Source organism: Roseibium sp. M-1 (assembly GCF_054515675.1).
Window position 1 is genome coordinate 223,764 of sequence record NZ_CM137257.1, and the last position, 18,557, is coordinate 242,320.

Consider the following 18,557-nt stretch of genomic DNA (forward strand, 5'->3'; position numbering starts at 1 on the left):
TCCAATGGTAATCATTGGCTACCTTCAGGCGATCCCGAATAAAGGAGATCGATCATGGGTAAGCTTGACGGAAAAACGGCTGTCATAACGGGTGGCGCCAGCGGCATAGGTTTGGCGACTGCAAAACGCTTCGTGGCCGAAGGGGCGTTTGTCTATATCTTCGGGCGGCGGCAGGATGCTCTCGATGCTGCGCTGGCTGACCTAGGGCCAAACGCTCGCGCGGTTCGTGGAGATGTCACGTGGCAGGACGATCTCGATCAGCTTTTCGACACAGTGAAATCTGAGAAGGAATCGATCGACGTACTGTTCGCTAATGCCGGCGTGGGTGACCTTGCTCCTCTGGGGGCGATCACGGTTGAGCTGTTCGATCGCGCTTTCGACATCAATGTCAAAGGTACGCTGTTCACCGTGCAAAAGGCGCTGCCATTGCTGAAGCCCGGTAGCTCGGTCATCTTGACCGGATCCACCGTTGGCGTCATGGGTACTCCAGCGATGAGCGTTTACAGCGCCTCGAAGGCTGCGGTCCGTAACTTTGCCCGAAGCTGGATCATGGACCTCAAGGGAACAGGCATCAGAGTCAATGTTCTCTCTCCTGGGCCAACCGACACAGAGACCGTTAAGGACGCCTTCGCGCAATCTGGCATGGGCGATCAGATCGTCGCCAGACTCATTGACGGTACGCCGCTTGGACGGTTCGCGGATCCTGCAGAAACGGCCGCCGTCGCGGCTTTTCTCGCTTCCGATGACAGCAGCTTCATGACTGGCAGCGAAGTCTTTGTTGATGGCGGACAGGCCCAAATCTAATCCTTGAGGCGCCATGCCCCAGAATTCGGTTGCTCGATCGCAATCACAAATTCGGCGGTCACGCCGCTGATCGGAACAACAAGTGAAGATGGGTGCCTGTCCCCGCAACCAAACCCTACACTAGCCTAGCCCAGAACAGCCTGTGGCTGTGATCTATCAGCCTCTCCTGCTTACTCCTATCCTGGTCATTCGGGCGATCTGTGCGTTCCACCGAAAGCTTTGAAGCGGACGTGACCTTGCTGCGACGAAAGAGACATACATGCGGCAGGCGGGTCATTGTTTTTCCTTGACGTCGGATGAACAGAAAGATGCCTGCTAGAGCAGCGGACGTCCCGCACAGGATCCTCACTATTCTCGGTCGTTTGGATCAGAGAAAGGTCCTAGTTCGGCGCCGAACCCATACAGCCCCATGACCAGCTGCATGGCGAATGACGTATCTTCCATGACCTTTTTCGCGGCCTTGCGGCTGCGGAACTCGCCCTGGTGCGCGATCTTGTTGCGTTCGGTGTTCACCTTCACGATCCGCTCCTTCCAGAGGCGCTTGAGATCATCATGCTCCTCGTACTGCGCCATGATCGGGAGGTAGAGATTCTGGTACTTGTTGTGAATGCCGTTCGCGTTCAGGAGAAGCTTATCGACGAACTGCAGGGGAAGCTTCTTCTCCGTCACGAGCTCCTGCCTGATCGCAAAATTGACCATCAGCTCAAGGCATGTCGCGCAGCGCAGCACCGCAACCGACCATTCTTCGCGCTCGTATAGCCCGAGCGCCTTGTTCCAGTTGCGCGCAACCTTTTCATCGTCCGAAGCCTTGGAATAAGGCTTTTTCTTCTTCTCTGTTTTCGTCCTGCCGAGGCTGCCTCTTTTCACCATTGCTTCAGAACCCGTACTTCAGGCGACGCATTTCGAATGCGGTTTTGCCGCCTTCGAGCGTTTCCCCGACCAGTTCCCGCACATGGTCCGAGTCGATCGAACCGAGATTCCGGTCCGGCAGTTGCACTTCTGGTCCTTCCGAAGATTCGGCGGGCTCCAGCGCCGCAATGAGTTCGGCATCGCCGAGGACGGGAATGTTTGCATTGTGGGTCGCGAAGACGAACTGACGCCGCCGCTTCTCCTGCTTGATCTGCGGCACTATACCATCGGTGATGAACCTGTTGTCCAAATCGTCCTCGGGCTGGTCGATCAGAAGCGGCCCCGGCGATTCCAGCAGGAGAAGCAGGAGGACGGCCGTGGCCTTCTGCCCGGTGGATAGCTCATCCAGCTTGCGCCACACGGCAGGAGCGCCCTCGCGCGCGACATTGAGCTGCACGGTGGTGGTCGCCGGAAGGTCAATTTCCTCCAGCTCCATGATGAAAGACGATTGCGCACCCGCAAGCTTCTCCGCCTGTGCGGGCGGCATGGGAAACACCTCAAGTATCGCTTCCTTGCCTTCCCGGCAGGCCTGCGCAAGCGCGCGCACCGAAAGCGGCTGCTTCTTGTTCAGCGCATTCACCATATCGGAGACGCGGCCGCCAAGCGTGCGCAGATGCTCCTCAAGCGCGGCCCTATCGCCCGTCGCGGTAACGCTCACCTGAACACGGCCGCCGAGTTTGCGGCTAACCTTCTTTGCCGCGCGTTCGAGCGCCCGGAACTGTGTGGATTTCGTATCCTCCCATTCCTCTAGCGCTTTACGGCGCTTCTTGTTCGCCTCTTTCAGATCGTCCTCCAGCTTGGTCTGCCGGGTCTTTTTCGGCTCAAGCTGCTCGATCCGCTGTAGCACAGAGGTGTATTCGCTCCCGTCTATGCCGTCCCTGGCGAGTTCCCGCAGCGTCTTCTGGTGCGCTTCCTCCACCTGTGCGCTGCGGCCGTCCCATTCCGTGCGGACGTCCAGCAAACCGGCCCGCGCCTTTGCGATCGCACCGTCGAGCGTTGCAAGCGCTGCAGCGGTTTCAGTCTTGAACGTCTCGATGTGCGGCCTGGCCTTGCGAAGGATTTCGGCGCCGCTGAGGTCTTTCAGGCTGTCTTCGTTCAGGCGTGAAACATCGGGGGCATACTCGTCGCCGAAGGCATCCCGCATTTCCTGGGCATCGTCGATGATGGAATCGACGCCTTTCAGGACGCCCTCTTCCGTGACGAGTTGCTTCTTGTCCTTCAGTTTTTCCTCAAGACCGAGATCCTTATAACGCTGCAGGGTTTCCCGCAGGCCGGGAAGCGTGGCAAGCTCCTCGTCAATCCGCTTCAGTTGCGTCTCGATTCCCGCGATTTCCGTCCTCGTATCGCCGAGACGATGGCGGAGTTCGCTGCGCTTCGCTGCATCGCCCGGAGTGGCATCGACAAAGCGGTCGAGAAGCCCTGTCAGGCGCTCCGGGCTGCGGGCCAGCTCTGATATCTCATGCTGCCCGAATATCTCGATGCCGACCGATACGTCGCGGGTCGAAAGCTCCGTCAGTTCACCGGATGAATCCTTTACCGTAGGACGGTTCCCAACGGTGCGCTCGATCAGGTACTCCCGCGGCGACGGAGTATGCGAGCGCAGCAGAAGCGAGACTTTCGTTCCGGCGCCGAGCACCTGCGACACGAACGACTTGTGCAACTTGCCAGCTTCATCGCCGAGCGGGGCGATATCGAGGACGAAGCGCACACTTTCGATGATGGTGGACTTGCCGGTCCCGCGGCCGCCGATCATCACATTCAGGTTGTCATTGAAGTGAATGCCGATTCCGTCGAGGAAGCCGCCTTCCCATGCAATCGCCAACAACTCACTGTGATCCTCCGGCTCGTCGTCGGAGACAAGGCGAATGCGGGATACCGGGTCAAGGAAGGCCTGTTTCAGCCCCTCTATCGATACCGATGCCATCTTGATCCAGCAGCACGCGCCCGGTGCCGCGGCCTGCGCGGGTGAGCTTACGTCCTGCGCGTTGACAATGGCGATCGGACGCTCGCGCATATAGTCCGCATTGCGGTTCTGAATGATCGGGCGGTGGTTTTCCGGTGCCTGGTCGACCGGCCCCGGAAGACAGCAGGCGTGCAGATGCTCGTGCCGCCACGCCTTGATGGCCGGTTGGCCGCGCAGCGTTGCGAGCAGACCGCCAGCGGAACATACATGAGCGGCCACGGGGATCCCGCCCCACCGTCGCGTACACGCCGTCATCAACTCGTCGCAGTCCTTCGTACCTGCGGGTGAATCTTCAGAATCGTCATGAACGCCGCACTCGCCGATGAACCGGTCGATCTTGTCGACGTCTGCCCCAGGATCGAAGAGACACAGGAGATGCACGCCGTCCTTCGAACAGGCCTCGAAGCCGCGGAAGACGTGCAGACCGCGCTCCTCCGCCGCCTCCGCAAGGCGAAGCCCAGATTTCACGCGGTAGTGGTCGGTGATGGCAATGACCTCAACGCGCTGTTCCTGCAGCGCATCGAGCACGGCGGCGTTATAGGTGTCCTCGTCGGCGAAGTTTTCCCCCTTCGGATGACGCCTCACATACTCGTAGGGATTGACCTGCAGTGCGCACTTGTAGAAGCGCGCGCCGGACGGCCGCTGCAAAGCGGCGGCCACAACCTCGGGCAATCCTGCAATGTCCGCGGACTGGTCCATTCTTGCTCCTCGGCGCACTAAATCACATATGCGGCCAGAATCCATACGATGCCGTTTTTATTCAAGGAAAACTACTTTTTTACTCACAGTCCGCGCCTTAATGCCGCGAGAGTCCGAATCTAGCGCAAGGTATTTACTAACCACGCCGGTCATTAACTTGAGTTTTCCGGTATCGCGTCCTATATAACAGGCGTTCTTCGGAGTTGTTGCCGGTTCGATCCCAATCGCCGTCGTGCTGCCCGTCGCCATCATTCTAATCGCCCTCGCTGAAGTCGTGGGCAGAAAGGTAGGTGGTGATATGAAAAAATCTCAGACGAATACCTCGCATGAGACGTGCACGAAGACGATAGCAACGAAATGTTTGGGCTGTTTCCGCAGCTTGTCAGGCCAAGTCCTGATCGTACTGGCGGCGATGGGCACAAGCGTGACGGCAGAGGCCGCCGGACTCCAGCTATAAGGGCCGCGCCAAAGGCGCGGCCTTTTTTCATCATGGATCGGGGAAGCATCCCCCGATTGAGGCTATCGCCCCGATTCGTCAGCGGGAAACCTGTTTCCGAAATACACGTGCTCTCTACCCATCGCGAGCCAGTGGAATTTCGACCGATCGAACGCAATCGTTTCCGGGCCTAGTGAAGACTCGCTACGCCGCTTCCCAGACCCGGTTCAAAATCCGCGCGGCTAGAGCCGCCTTGTCCTGCGGCAGGAAACGACCGTAGTGCTGCGCGATCATATCTGGCGTATCCTGGATGGCATAACTGGCCTGCTCATAGGAACCTGTTTGCTTGAGAATATGCGTTGCCAGCACGTCGCGGACATTGTGCGGGCCGTGAGGGAGGAGACCGGGAATGGCACCCCGTCCCGTGTAGGGGTTGTAGATCCCATAACGCTGGATCGTCAGGCGCCAGGCCTCATAAAACGTGTTCTGGTCGTAGGAAGCGTCTCTGCTTGTCGTCTTCACCGTCTTGACGAAGAATGTGCCTGGATCCTCAGCTCCACCGAGAAGCACACGCCGATGCCGATCGATATAGGCCTCGATGTGATCGTAGAGACCGCCGAGGTCGGGCAGGACCAGTCGAAACGGCTTGCTCCCGAAATAGGACGAATTGGCGTTCTTGAAGGCCACCGACGGGATCAGAACCTCCCAACCCTTGTCACGTTCGCTCCATCGAATCTCGCCACGCTTCATGTCGGCGAGTTGGCGCTCCGACCGCGGCAGTTGTCCGCGTTCACAGACCATCAACTGGCGCAGGTTCTTCTGCCGCAACCCAAGGTGCAGCCCGAAGCGCAGCATCAGGAACGATCGGACGGCTTCTGCCGCCGGGCGACGATAGAGCCGCTCGTCCGGCATGAGCCGGAGGATCTCTTCCGTGATCTTCCGATATTCGCCGACAGGGCTTTCCGCCTCCAATACCGGCATGATCGGCTCGAACGGATCGCGATGGACCCGCGCGACGCGCTGGATCTCCTTCACGCGGGAGGAGGCGTGCTTGAAATAGACGTCGCAGGCATCGTCCCAGTCGGCACAGGCGCGGTCGATGTCCGCCTGCGTAACCAATCCCTCGATCGGCCGGAGCCGTGATCCGAGACGAGGGTGCTGCCGCAGCCAGCCCGTTTCCCTTCGGGTGAGGGCGAGCGAAATGCGCAGCATGTCCACCTCCCAGGCGGTATAGAAGCCGCGCCGCTTTTCGCGCCATTGCACATACCAGTCCCAGATTGAGGGGAAGACGAGCAGGCCGAAGGTCAGGTGCTGCGGCGGCACACCGTAGCCGCGGACGGGCCCGCGCGGATGGGCGGCCAATGCGCCGAACATCAGGCCGAGATGCTCGACCTTCTGCGATGCCGTCTCCTCGCCCCAGACACCGTTCCGCTGCAGGCCGAATGCGGTGAGCGTCGCGGTCTTGAACCGGATCAGCTCGGCCATTTCCATGGCCAGGACGGGTGGAGCGTCAATGACCCCGGACCGCAGGTCTGGATCGGTGAAGGAAGTGCGGTCTTCGTCCTGCTCCTCATATTTGTTTCGATGGTGATCATCCGCAGCGTCAGACTGACCGTATGTGATCCCTGGAAAGCGGATTGCGTAACGCTGCTTCATCGCGGCCGCCTGGAACCGCCTGTAGTCGGTCGAGCCCCTGATGATGACACGACGCACCCATTCGAGGATTTTCTCCTGTTCCTGGCGTGAGCGTGTGTTGAAATCGTCAGGCAAATGCCAGGCGAGCCTGCGCCGCTCGGCGGGGCCGATATCGTCGAGGACGTGGCCCGAGACCGACCGCGTCTGATGCGGGAGCTTCGCCTTGAAATATCCCGCCGGGAGGCGATAGCGGCGCTCGATGCGACTGAGAACCTCCATGCTGGCCACGCTGCGGGGCGCCTTCGATCCCTGCAGCCAGTGGCGGATGGTCGAATGGTCGAGCTTTTCGTCATCGCGAACGACGGCACGGTGTAGATGCCAATAGCTGTCGCCGTGGCGGCGCATGTGCAGCTCAAGCGCCTCCCGAAAGGTTGGTGGGTCGAGCCAATCATCGAAGAGAGGTGTTGGGAACTCCTCGATCGCGCGCGGCTTGATGCCGGGCTTCCGCCGATTCGTTGCAGGCTGCCGTTCTGATTGATCCGTTGCGTCAATTTGCGCGGCAGCGCTTGGCTTTTCCACTGGCTGTCGCGGAGGACGGCCGCGTCGCGGACGCGGCTTGGAATCCTCTGTCGTTCGGATCTTGGCGGAAGGGCGATTGGTTGGGCTTTTCGTGTTCCGCACAATTGCATCCAGAGCCGGCTCGATCACCGCTCGCGCGCCCCGAAGAGCATCCCTGCCGAGGCCGCATTGAAGGGCGATTTCGTCCCAATCGTAGCCACGCGGCTTGCGAGGCGGGGTTTGCGATTGGGCGATCAAACAGAGGAGAAATTCCTTGATCCGTGTGCTTTCCTGCGGGGGCAATACTGGTTCGACACGGAGGCGGCAGAAGTCGGAGATCTTGCGGGCAAGCAGTTTGGTATGCTGAAGGTCAGGCATGTGGGTAGGCTATGAACATTCTCTGCGATGATTGTTGAGGAAGGCGGTCCTATCCGATTCTTCGCATCGGATGCCCCGTCCAATGTCGAACGGACGGCTGTTACCCCTTCTGTTGAGTATGCGGAGAGCGACGAGCCTATTTAAGCGCACTTACATTGGGATCTCTATTATTTATTTTTTGGCGAGATTGTTTGAATAGTGTCGCGCTGCCGATACTCGCTGATCCTCAGCCTGCGGCCGCTTGAAAGCTTCCGTCCCTTAACGGCGATCAGAGGGCATGAGCGCTGACCGACCACAACTCTATGGTCGGCAGCTATCGCGCCAGCAAATGTGCAGCGCTGATAGATGCACAAGGTTCTACGCTGCTGCGCGAAATATCTCGTCAAGGAGCGCTTTGTCCATCTCGAGCATCATGGGGAGAAGAGGAGTGGGCGGTCGCAAGTAATGATGATTGCAGGCTCCCGCAACCAACTTTACTTGCTCGGGGCGCAAGTTGTGATCAGATCCTGCCCCCGCAACCATCACTACTTGCGATGAATCCGTCCTCCTGATTCGCGACGACCATAGTTCCTGCCTCAGTGGATCGATTGGTCGCTTCTGCGAATCGGTCCTGATCCAACTCCATGGTGAGTGAAGCGGCGCCGGAATGGTTCGCATCGCTGTCGGCTTGGGATTTCATGAACAGCAATCTGCCGCGGTTGCTAGGGGGGATTCAGGCGCCGGGCGGCCACGGCCCGCAATCCGCAGTCGTCTGCCTGGTTCCTATGTTTGCGAGCGTCGTTTGGCCGGTCTGCGTTTCCGCGCCGGTTTAGTCGTCGTCCTCAGCCGGCGGTTCCGGCGGCGGCAGCACCCAGCCGTTGGACTGAAGGAAGGTGATAACGTCTTCGTATCTGTCGGTCCGGCGCGTCCGACAAATATATTGATAGAAGCGATTCCGCGCATCATGGCTCGGACGATCGGCGGGCGCCGCGTTGCGTAGCAGAGCGAGTAGAAGTGTGTCTGTCTCTGCTGTGTCCAGCATCATGGTTCCACGGCAATTGTGCACAATCTGCTGCACAATTGCCGGTTCCGGCCGGAGCCACCGAGTTCTCTGCTGATCCTGATGAAATCTGCCTCTCCGCTTCATGGCGACGCCGACGGCGTCATCCTTTCGCTGAGGGGGCTGCATCTTGATTTTTCCGGCCAATGGCCGTACATATTTTTGGTAGATTGGAGATCGAAAAATGGCCGAGACAGCAAAAAGGTCCATAACTGGACGCGTCCGCGGAGAACGTCTTGAGACGCGTGTGACCGCTGACCAGAAACGTCTGATCGAACATGCCGCTGCGCTACAAGGACGGACGGTGACGGATTTTGTTTTGACAAGCGTGCAAGATGCAGCGCGGCGCGCCATCGAGGAACATCAGCATCTGGAGCTTTCGGTGCGGGACAGCCAGGCGTTCGTCCAGGCTCTGGTCGAACCACAGCCGGTCAACGAACGACTGCAAGACACCGTTCGCCGTTATCGCGAGAGAACAGGCGTCTGAGGAGTGGGAGGAGCAGACGACATCCTGCGGGTCGAGATTCTCGGCCCGCAACACGACCGATCGGGATTCGAAAGCGGCGTAGAGCCGCTCGACCGATATTTCCAGACGCAGGCCGGGCAGGACGCCAGAAAGAAGATGGCGGCACCATTTGTCCTCGTGCTGAAGGACGGAAGCCTTGCCGGATATTACACGCTTTCATCGACAGCGGTGCGGCTTCCGGAACTGCCGGGGACCGTCGTCCGCAAACTGCCGCGCTATCCTTTAATCCCGGCGACCTTGCTGGGTCGCCTCGCGGTTGATCAGCGCTATCAGGGAAGAGGATACGGCCGGTTTCTTCTCGCGGACGCGCTCTATCGGGCCGTGCGCAGCGAGATCGCGTCCTTTGCGGTGATCGTGGACGCCAAGGACGAAGGAGCAAAGCGCTTCTATGAGCGCGAGAGTTTTTTGCCGTTTCCAGATCAGCCGATGAAGTTGTTCCGGCCTATGGCGGATATTGAAGCATTGTTCAAATGAGGGGGTGTTCGTGGCGGATTCCGATGGAGAAGAACCTGAGAAATTGAAATTTAATTTTCTGCGGGGCGTCGATGCTGATGCTGGCGAGCTAGAATGGCCGGCCGGCGCCGATGTCGTCAGGAAAGCGCTGTCGGAATCGCTGAATGCAAAGAATGTCGCGTTCCTGCTCGGCGCAGGATGCTCGTCATACTACGCCAAGGAAACTGACATTCTCGGAGACGAGGAATGGCGGGAGGTTGGCATCCCGACCATGGCGCCGCTTGCCAAGGAGTTCACGAAGGCGCGGGTCGCCGACGAGGCGGGGTTCCCGACCATCGCCGAGCGGAAAGTTCTTGCCGACGAGTTCGGGATCGATATTGCGGACGAGGAATATGCCCGCAACCTTGAACGGTTGATGGAGCTGCTGTTCAGCCTGCGGTTCACGCTCTCACGAAGCAAGCTTCCCAAGGCAAAGGAAAACCTGAAGGTCGTCAATTCGATCATCCAGAAGGTGCAGGTCTTCCTCTGGGACAAATGCACGAACGGAGCGTTTGCCAATGGCGACAGCACCGTTGGGACGCTCTACGAAACATTCTACAGAAAGCTGGTCCTGCGTGATCGCTCGTTGCCGCGTCCGTGGATTTTCACGACCAACTATGACCTTTTCAACGAGACGGCGATGGACCGGCTCGGCTTGCCTTACGCCAACGGCTTCTCCGGCGTGGTCGAGCGCCGCTTCAATCCGGCGACCTTCCGTTACGCGCTTGCCGAGCAGCTCGATCTGACCAACAGGAAATGGTCGGTTGTGGATGGCTTCGTCTATCTCTGCAAGATCCATGGCTCGATTAGCTGGACCGAAGACGATCACGGCCTATTTCCGATCCGCGAAACGGCTGTTTCGAAAGGGCAGGAACCGGGGAAGGTGATGATCTATCCCACCCCCGCGAAGCAAAACTCCAGCCTCGGATCGCCCTATGCCGACCTGTTCCGCGAGTTCCAGTCGCGGATCGTGAGGGAGCAAAGCGTTCTCTTCACCATGGGATATGCCTTCGGTGACGAGCACATCAACAATATCATCTACCAGGCGCTCACCATACCGACGTTTCGCCTGATAATTTTTGTCGATCCGACGCTGGAGGGAGAGGTGGCCAAGCTCCGCGCCCTGAACGATCCCCGCATCTGGATCATCGGTGGCAGCGGTCCAGAAACCGACCGCAAGGCGCATTATTTCGATACGATCATCGAAGAGTTCATGCCCCAGCGGCCGAGCGAGCGCATCGATGATGCAATCCGGAAAGTGCTGGAGGCGATGTCCCCGAAGAAGGCTGAGGCTTCGTCCACCGATGGAGACAGCGAATGAGTCGCGACGACCGCAAACGCGCCATCGGCAAGGTGGTCTCCGTCGCGGCCGACCGCTTCGTCGTCGAGATGCACGCCGGCACTGACAATTTCACTATCGTCGGGTTCGACGATGTTCACTACGTCGCCCGTCTCGGCTCTTTCCTGATGGTTCCGGTTCAGACGGAATACGTCGTGGTCGAGGTCGTCGGCCTGCGAGAGCGGGACATCGCCAGCGCCGGGCGAGGCGAGGGGGAGTTGGACAAGGCGGCGTCCGCGAAATATCTCGACGTCGTGCCGGTCGGGATGCTTCCGCAAGACCGCGGCGCAAAATTCCGCTTCGGTGTGTCCGTCTTTCCGTCGCTCTATGCGGACGCTCTCTATGCTCTCGATGCGGAGCTTGATCGTGTGTTTGAGACCGACAAGCCGAGCGAACCCGCTCCGGGTCTCAACGGTGCCGCGCCGGTGCCTGAGGATGCGACGCGCTTTCGCGCTCTGTCGATCGGTCGCTCTGTGGTGTTCGAGGGCTACGACGTCAAAGTCCGGATCGATGACTTTTTCGGCGGCCATACTGCTGTGCTCGGGAACACCGGGAGCGGCAAGTCCTGCACCGTAGCATCGGTGCTCCAGTCATTATTCGACAAGGCGGACGAGTTCCACGCCCGAGGGGCGACGTTCTTGGTGTTCGACGTAAACGGCGAATACGCCAATGCGCTGATGCCGCTCGCCAAGGAGAATGGCATTGGAGTTGCCCATGTCGTGCTGGATGGGACGGCAGCCAATGGAAAATTCCGCCTTCCGCATTGGTTCCTGGAGCAATCCGAATGGGAACTGCTGCTTCAGGCCAGCGAGCGAACCCAGCTTCCGATCCTGCGGATGGCGCTCAGCTTGGCAACGCTCTTTTCTGTGGGAGCAAGCGCTGAACTGAAGGGCATAAAGAACCATATTCTTGCTACATGCCTGAGCCAGATTCTTCGCGATGACACAGGCAGTCCTTCGAAGCATGATCGAATGGTCGGCCTGTTGCAGCGGTTCAACACCCCCGAAATCGGCACGGCAAAGATCAAGCCATATATAAAGATCAATTACGGCCAGATGGCCGATCCCGACGGCCTGACAAAATATCTGCTCGGCGACGCAAATGGCGGTGGGTTCATCATCGATGGGCTCAAGCTCCCAGCCTATTCCAATCTGCCGTTCGACTTCGCGGCGTTGGGTGAGGCGCTGGACCTGGCGATACTTTACGAGGAGGCGCACGGGAACAGGCAGATTCGAGACTATTGCTCGCAGATGCTGACCCGCTTCAAATCCCTCGAGGAGCGCACGGAATACGAATTTCTTCGTCACAGCGCGGCGGGCGGGCAGGTCGAACTGTCCCGCGACAAGTTCCTGGAAAAACTCCTGGGTCTTGAGCGTAAAGGAGCTAACTGGTTCAAACGGGATCAGATTATCATCGTCGACATGAATGCGGTCGAGGACGAGGTCGTCGAGCTGGTAGCATCGGTGCTCGCACGGATGGCATTCAGGTTGCTGCGGCAAGCCGATCCGCGGAATCGCTTTCCAGTGCATCTGCTTCTCGAAGAGGCGCACCGCTATATTTCCGAAGCAACCTCCCGATATGCAATCGACGCCAGCAAGATCTATGAACGCATCGCCAAGGAGGGACGAAAATACGGGCTTTTCCTGTTGGTCGCCTCGCAGAGACCAAGCGAACTTTCCAAAACCGTGCTCTCGCAGTGCTCAAATTTCGTTATCCATCGCATACAGAACCCGGATGACCTTTCGCAGATCCGGCAGATGACGCCATTCATTTCCGAAGCGGTTCTGAAGCGTTTGCCTTCCTTGCCGAAGCAGCACGCGCTCGTCTTCGGAACATCGGTGAACCTTCCGACCACCTTCAAGGTGCGGGAGGCAAAGCCGCTTCCGAAAAGCGATGACGCGAAGATCGGGGAGCTCTGGTTCCATGAGGAGGGGCGGGCAGCTCTGGTCAAGATTGCGCCGTCGGGTCCAGCCCTTCCTCCTGATACGGCTACACCATGATGGGCCAGCCGGATGCAGCAGCGCTGGAGGCCGCGGCAACTCTCTTGGAGGCAAGCCAGGACTATCGGGTTCTCCGCCGCCTGCAGCCGAGGGCGCCGGTGACGGGGATACCCGAACAGGATACCCGCCTTGGGCTGTTCGTAGACGTGGAAACGACAGGTCTCGATCCGTCGAAGGATGAGATCATCGAGCTTGCCATGGTGCCATTCCGGTATTCGCTCGAAGGAATCATCGTTGACGTCGGAGAGGCGTTCGATCGGCTCCGAGAGCCGTCGGCGCCTATACCTGCCTCGATAACCGCGTTGACAGGCATATCCGATGCTATGGTGGCCGGCCAAAGGATCGATCCGGACGAGGTTACGCAATTCGCGCTTTCTGCTGCTGTCGTCATTGCCCACAACGCTGCTTTTGATCGCAAGTTTCTTGAGCGTTTCTGCTCGTCGTTTTCGCTCAAGCCCTGGGCCTGCTCGATGTCGGAGATCGACTGGGCTGCCGAGGGATTCGAGGGAACCAAGCTCGTATATCTCGCGGCGGGATGTGGCTTCTTCTATGATCGGCATCGTGCGGCGAATGACTGTTTGGCGGCGGTGGAGGTGCTGTCACGCTCGCTTCCGAAGTCCGGCGTCAACGCTCTTGGCCACCTGCTCGCGCGTGCGCGCCTGCCGACATGGCGCATTTGGGCCGAAGGCTCGCCCTTCGAGTTCAAGGATAAGCTCAAGTCGCGGGGGTATCGTTGGAACGGCGAGGAGGACGGGCGTCCCCGTGCTTGGTATATTGATGTCACCGATGAACAGAGAGAAGCAGAACTGGCGTTTCTGAAGAAGGAAATCTATCAGCGCGACGTTGACCTGAAACCTTCCCGGATCACAGCCTATGAACGGTTCTCTGATCGAGTGTAGTAGGCATTGGATAAAATCTTGAGTCCAAATCTGCAACGCTCGTCTTGGAAGCAATTTATGTCTAACTTTAAGTAAACAGATAAAGTATTTGCGCGATTCGACGTGAGCGGAGGATTAATCCGAACAGATGTGGCCCGACAATGAAACTGAACGGGACTTCCTGAATTTCTCTGGCGTGGCAGACACGGTAGCGGAGATCATCGTCCAGGCGCAGGGGCGACCGATCTCTATTGGTGTGTCCGGCGCTTGGGGCATCGGCAAATCCTCGCTGATCAAGCTCACTCAGGCGTCGTTGGCTACGCGGCCCCGCAAGGAAGGCGAGCGGGAGTTTGTGTTCGTTGAGTTCAATGCCTGGCTTTATCAGGGCTACGACGATGCGCGCGCCGCGCTCATGGATGTGATCGCGACGAAGCTGGAAAAGGAAGCCCAGGCACGCGAGAAGGCGATCGACAAGGCGAAGGCCTTGGTCAAGCGTGTGAATTGGCTACGTGCGGCCAAGCTCGTTGCGGGATCGACGGTCGCCATGTCGCTCGGACTGCCGCCCACCGGACTGATCGGCGAGGTGTGGGGGGTGGGCCAGCGTTTCCTGTCGGGCGGGGTCGACGGTAAGCTGATCGAAGAGGCGAAAGGCAAGGTGGGTGAGGTCGCTGTGACGGCGAGTGGATTACTTAACCCGAAGGAGGAAACATCGCCGCCCAAGGAGATTCAGGCACTCCGCGACAACTTCGAGGAGACGCTTGAGGAACTGGGCGTGACGCTGGTGGTACTGATCGACGATCTTGATCGCTGTCTGCCCGAGACAACGATCTCGACGCTCGAAGCGATCCGGCTGTTCCTATTCTTGAAGAACACAGCCTTCGTGATCGCCGCCGACAATGACATGATCAAGCACGCCGTTAGGCGGCACTTTGAGGGCGTCCCCGATGATCTCCTCGTCACCAACTACTTCGACAAGCTGATTCAGGTTCCAATTCGCGTGCCTCCTTTGGGTACTCAGGAAGTGCGCGCCTACATGATGCTTTTGTTCGTGGAGAACAGCGATCTTCCGGAGGATGTAAAAGAAAAGATCCGCAGCGGGGTCGTCGCCCAATTGCGGCAAACATGGGCAGGCAAGCGCGTCGACCGCGCGTTTGTGCAGTCGTTGCACGATCCCTTACCGGCAGAACTGATCGGCCGCTTCGATACCGCGGACCGCTTGGCCCCGCTCATGACGACGGCGTCGGGCATTCTGGGCAATCCGCGCCTGATCAAGCGATTCCTCAATGCGCTTTCTATCCGCATGACGATCTCCAACGCACAGGGCGTTGGTGTCGATGAGGCGGTCCTGGCCAAGCTGCTGTTGTTCGAGCGGCTCGGCAACGCGAAAGCATTTGGCGAACTGATGGCACAGGTGAGCGCAAGCGACTCCGGCAAACCTGTCTTCCTCGCCGAATGGGAAGAGAAGGCGATCGCTGGGCAGAAACAGGCTTTGGCGGCACCTTTCGATGAGCCCTTTTTCGCTGAGTGGCTTACGCTCCCGCCGGCGCTTGCCGACACCGATCTGCGCGGAGCCCTTTATGTAAGCCGTGAACATGCGCCGCTGATCACGCCAGAGGACCGCCTTTCATCGGAGGCGGCCGAGCTTTTGACGGCGCTCCTGCAGCATCCGGAGATGGCGATGAGCCTGAAAGATCGACTTTTGCGGGTGCCTCGGACGGAAACCACGGTGATCATGGACCGGCTTCTGGATCGTGCGCGGCAGGAGCAAGAGTGGGGCGTGCCAGCCGTCCTGGAAGCCTGTCTCGTCGTGGCCGAGGCCGATCCGCCGCAGGGGGCGAGGCTTGCCGCCTTCCTCGGTGAGCGACCCACCGCGCAGATCCAGGCGAATATCGTGCCGAAGATCGGTGACCAGCCCTGGTCGAAGGGAGTCTTCGACACATGGGATCGGGGGCAGGTGTCAAGGCCGGTTAAGGCGGCCATCAAGAGGCATAGGGAAAATGGGAACGTCACAATCTAGTGGAGGCCCAGGCAGCGGGGTATCGATGGTGCCACCCTGGACCCCAGACCCGCCCGCGGGCGAGGCGTCTGGAAATGGGGCTGAGGACGGGGACGCTCCAGCCGATGAGGGTGCTGCGGCCCCCCAGGTCCCGCCGCCGGCGCCCGCAGAGATCGCCCCTCCAGCCCGCTTTCTTGGTGCGCGTCGTGCGCTAGGCGAGTTCTCAAAAGGGGGCGATAGTGCGGACATGCGGCGCAGCATGGGTCACTACGTTCGGACCGGGTATGGTGGGGCGGCGACTGCGACTCGGCGCTTCGGAGGTACGGTCACTACCGCTGGCGCGCTTGGTGGAGCGCTGGCGCGGGTTGCAGCGGGACAGCCGGCCCAACCAGGCAGCCCGCTTGATCCGGCCCTCCTCGCGGGGCGCAATGTGCAGGAAGTTATGAACGCTGTTGTGGAGGCGGTTCGGCCGGTTGACGGGACGCAGGACGCCGAAGCTGAACGCGCGGCAATTCGGGATGCCTTGACCGAGCTTCTTACCCGGTTTCCAGACGCGGATTTACTAAATCTCGACCCTGAACAACGCGCCTTCGCCATCGAGCGATTCACGGCAATAGACGTCTTCCGTCGCTTTGAACTCGATCTCGGCAAGACAATCGTTGAGAAGGCGCCGAGTGCGGTGACAGCTCTGTCTCGGCTCAAGGAAGTTCGTGACTACGTGAAACAGAGCGTGGCAGCGGCATTTCGGAAGCTGCACGATGCCGGACGCAGCCTCACCAGCGGTCGTATCAGTCAGGTTGTTAGGGATGCTCTTAGGGAGACATTTGAGGTGTTTGAAGGATACGCGGAATGAGATTGGCCTGCGGTCCGGAAGGGGCAACGCTGCCCGATAGTGATGGTATCCTGCGCGTAGTCCTTTACGGCCAGCCGCGGGCGGAGGGAGAAGGAAGCGCTGGTGATGCGGCGAAATCCGAGATTCAACGCCGGCGGCTTGATCCCGCTCCGCGGGCCTGGGACTTGTTGTCGATCGCGCTGAGCGTCGTGACGGCAGATTTTGCAGTCTTGCGCGACAAGAGCCCGGACGGGTGGACACGAGAGATCGAACTCGACATTGCCGTGGCGGACGCGCCTTTTTGGAATGGGCAGGCCTTGGCCTTGGCCGAAGCGCTCGCATTCCTTACAACCGACCGCTGGACCTTGCGATTTCACGAGGGTGGGATGCTGCCCACGCCGCCTCGTGAACCGCTCCGGCCGCCTGAGAGTTGTGTGGTACTTTTGTCCGGTGGGCTAGACAGTTTGATCGGTTCGATTGACCTAACCGCGGCTGGCCATAAGCCATTCGCAATCAGCCAGACTGTTCGAGGCGACGCGGACAAGCAGGTCGACTTTGCCGCAAAGATCGGGGGCGGTCTCGGACATCTGCAACTAAACCACAATGCACATACGCCGGGAGTGCAAGAAGCCTCACAACGGGCGAGGTCGCTTGTCTTTATCACCTTCGGCGTGATCGCTGCCACGGCCCTTAAAGCCTATCGGGAGGTCGCGGAGCTGCCGCTCTTCGTGTGCGAAAACGGCTTCATCGCCATTAATCCACCGTTGACCGGCGGGCGGCTCGGGAGCCTCAGCACTCGCACGGCACATCCGGAGTTCCTGAGCCGTCTGCAAAAGGTGCTGGATGCGGCAGGTCTCCGTGTCAGGATCACCAATCCTTATGCCACGAAGACCAAGGGTGAAATGCTCAAAGAGTGCGCTGACCAGAAATTGCTTTGTGTGGAAGCTGCGCGCTCGACGAGCTGTGGTCGGTTCCAAAGGTTCAATTATCGCCAATGCGGGCGATGCGTTCCCTGCCAAGCCCGTAGGGCGGCATTCCTTGCTTGGGACTCCACCCAGGATACGACAGACTACGTCTACGAACAGATCGGAAAAGATGATGCCGATCACTCGGGGTTCGACGACGTGCGCTCGGTCGCGATCGCGCTTGCGGCCATCAAAGCGGAGGGCGTTGAGGGGTGGCTAGGCCATGCGTTGGCGTCCCCGTTCATCGCTGATCGACCAGCTCTTATCGGTATGCTTGAGCGCGGTCTTGAAGAGCTTCGCGCGCTTCATCGGGCCTACGGCGTCAAATGATCGACTTTCACGCGCATCTGGACCTGTATGGCGATCCGCACACAGTAGTGCGCGAATGTGTCGCTCGCGATCTCTATGTTCTTTCCGTTACGACAACGCCCTCGGCGTGGTCCGGAACGGCCGCGCTGGCAAAGGGTGCGCCGCGAATCAGGACCGCGCTCGGCCTCCACCCCCAAATCGCGCATGAGCGCAAAGGCGAGCTTGCGCTGTTTGAACGCCTGATACCCGAAGTGCGGTATGTTGGTGAAATCGGTCTTGATGGTAGTCCGGAGTATCAACGATACTGGGCGGATCAGGAGCAAGTTTTCTCCCGAGTGCTCACTCTCTGTGCTCGCGCAGGAGGTCGCATCATGACCATTCATAGCCGTCGCGCGGCCACCCAGGTCCTCGACGCTCTGACGATGGAGCCTCGCGCGGGCATTGCGATCATGCACTGGTTTTCGGGAACGCAAAGGGAGCTTGCGCGCGCAGTCGATATGGGTTGCTGGTTCAGCGTTGGCCCAGCCATGTTGGCTGGCAGCAAAGGGCGGGCACTGGCAGCGAAAATGCCACGGGATCGGGTTCTTACCGAGACGGACGGCCCCTTCGCACAGGTTGATGGGCGCGCGGCATGGCCGTGGGATGCGAAGCTAGCATTAGAAGTGCTTTCGGATGTGTGGTCAGAATCCATTGAAACGGTGCAGTGCCAGCTCAAAAGCAACCTCCGCCGTCTAGCCAGTCATGGAAGTGCATGCGGCGGGCCACCGAATTTTGGCGGATGACTTATAACATAAGGGTT

The 18,557-nt window shown here is 59.4% G+C and carries 13 protein-coding genes; 10 read left to right on the forward strand and 3 right to left on the reverse strand.

Going from position 1 to position 18,557, the window contains the following annotated elements; genetic code table 11:
- The first annotated feature begins 54 nt into the window (after positions 1-54).
- Positions 55-804: an SDR family NAD(P)-dependent oxidoreductase gene (locus tag ACX3M4_RS01140; RefSeq protein WP_459356769.1), complete on the forward strand. Its 750-nt coding sequence runs from the start codon at positions 55-57 to the stop codon at positions 802-804.
- Positions 805-1,152: 348 nt separating this feature from the next.
- Here ACX3M4_RS01140 and ACX3M4_RS01145 read toward each other — a convergent pair whose 3' ends face one another.
- The 3 genes from ACX3M4_RS01145 to ACX3M4_RS01155 all read right to left on the reverse strand — a co-directional run bounded on the left by ACX3M4_RS01145 (position 1,153) and on the right by ACX3M4_RS01155 (position 7,382).
- Entirely contained in the window at positions 1,153-1,674 is a 522-nt protein-coding gene (locus ACX3M4_RS01145) for a hypothetical protein (protein ID WP_459356770.1), read from the reverse strand.
- Between the two features lie 4 nt (positions 1,675-1,678).
- A complete protein-coding gene (locus ACX3M4_RS01150) occupies positions 1,679-4,375 on the reverse strand; it encodes a TrlF family AAA-like ATPase (RefSeq protein ID WP_459356771.1) in 2,697 nt (898 codons plus the stop codon).
- A 640-nt stretch (positions 4,376-5,015) separates the two neighbouring features.
- On the reverse strand, positions 5,016-7,382 hold the full coding sequence (locus ACX3M4_RS01155; protein WP_459356772.1) for a hypothetical protein: 2,367 nt from the start codon (positions 7,380-7,382) through the stop codon (positions 5,016-5,018).
- A gap of 1,223 nt (positions 7,383-8,605) precedes the next feature.
- On the opposite strand from ACX3M4_RS01155, the gene ACX3M4_RS01160 reads away from it, so the two are divergent.
- The 9 genes from ACX3M4_RS01160 to qatD all read left to right on the forward strand — a co-directional run bounded on the left by ACX3M4_RS01160 (position 8,606) and on the right by qatD (position 18,540).
- Entirely contained in the window at positions 8,606-8,908 is a 303-nt protein-coding gene (locus ACX3M4_RS01160; protein WP_459356773.1) for a type II toxin-antitoxin system TacA family antitoxin, read from the forward strand.
- 3 nt (positions 8,909-8,911) lie between these two features.
- Positions 8,912-9,421, forward strand: coding sequence for a GNAT family N-acetyltransferase (locus tag ACX3M4_RS01165; protein ID WP_459356774.1), 510 nt, complete (start codon positions 8,912-8,914; stop codon positions 9,419-9,421).
- Between the two features lie 43 nt (positions 9,422-9,464).
- A complete protein-coding gene (locus tag ACX3M4_RS01170; RefSeq protein WP_459356775.1) occupies positions 9,465-10,760 on the forward strand; it encodes an SIR2 family protein in 1,296 nt (431 codons plus the stop codon).
- Positions 10,757-12,778: an ATP-binding protein gene (locus ACX3M4_RS01175; RefSeq protein WP_459356776.1), complete on the forward strand. Its 2,022-nt coding sequence runs from the start codon at positions 10,757-10,759 to the stop codon at positions 12,776-12,778. The genes ACX3M4_RS01170 and ACX3M4_RS01175 overlap by 4 nt, the downstream gene beginning before the upstream one ends.
- Positions 12,775-13,677 (forward strand): 3'-5' exonuclease, encoded by a 903-nt coding sequence (locus tag ACX3M4_RS01180; protein WP_459356777.1) that lies wholly within the window; start codon positions 12,775-12,777, stop codon positions 13,675-13,677. Before ACX3M4_RS01175 ends, ACX3M4_RS01180 begins: the two co-directional genes overlap by 4 nt.
- Positions 13,678-13,804: 127 nt before the next feature.
- Positions 13,805-15,673 (forward strand): KAP family P-loop NTPase fold protein, encoded by a 1,869-nt coding sequence (locus ACX3M4_RS01185; RefSeq protein ID WP_459356778.1) that lies wholly within the window; start codon positions 13,805-13,807, stop codon positions 15,671-15,673.
- Positions 15,674-15,911: 238 nt separating this feature from the next.
- Complete coding sequence (qatB, locus tag ACX3M4_RS01190) at positions 15,912-16,505, forward strand: Qat anti-phage system associated protein QatB (RefSeq protein WP_459356779.1); 594 nt, start codon at positions 15,912-15,914, stop codon at positions 16,503-16,505.
- Positions 16,502-17,779, forward strand: a complete 1,278-nt coding sequence (gene qatC / locus ACX3M4_RS01195) for a Qat anti-phage system QueC-like protein QatC (protein WP_459356780.1) — start codon at positions 16,502-16,504, stop codon at positions 17,777-17,779. The genes qatB and qatC overlap by 4 nt, the downstream gene beginning before the upstream one ends.
- Positions 17,776-18,540, forward strand: coding sequence for a Qat anti-phage system TatD family nuclease QatD (qatD, locus tag ACX3M4_RS01200; RefSeq protein WP_459356781.1), 765 nt, complete (start codon positions 17,776-17,778; stop codon positions 18,538-18,540). The genes qatC and qatD overlap by 4 nt, the downstream gene beginning before the upstream one ends.
- Positions 18,541-18,557 lie beyond the last annotated feature (17 nt).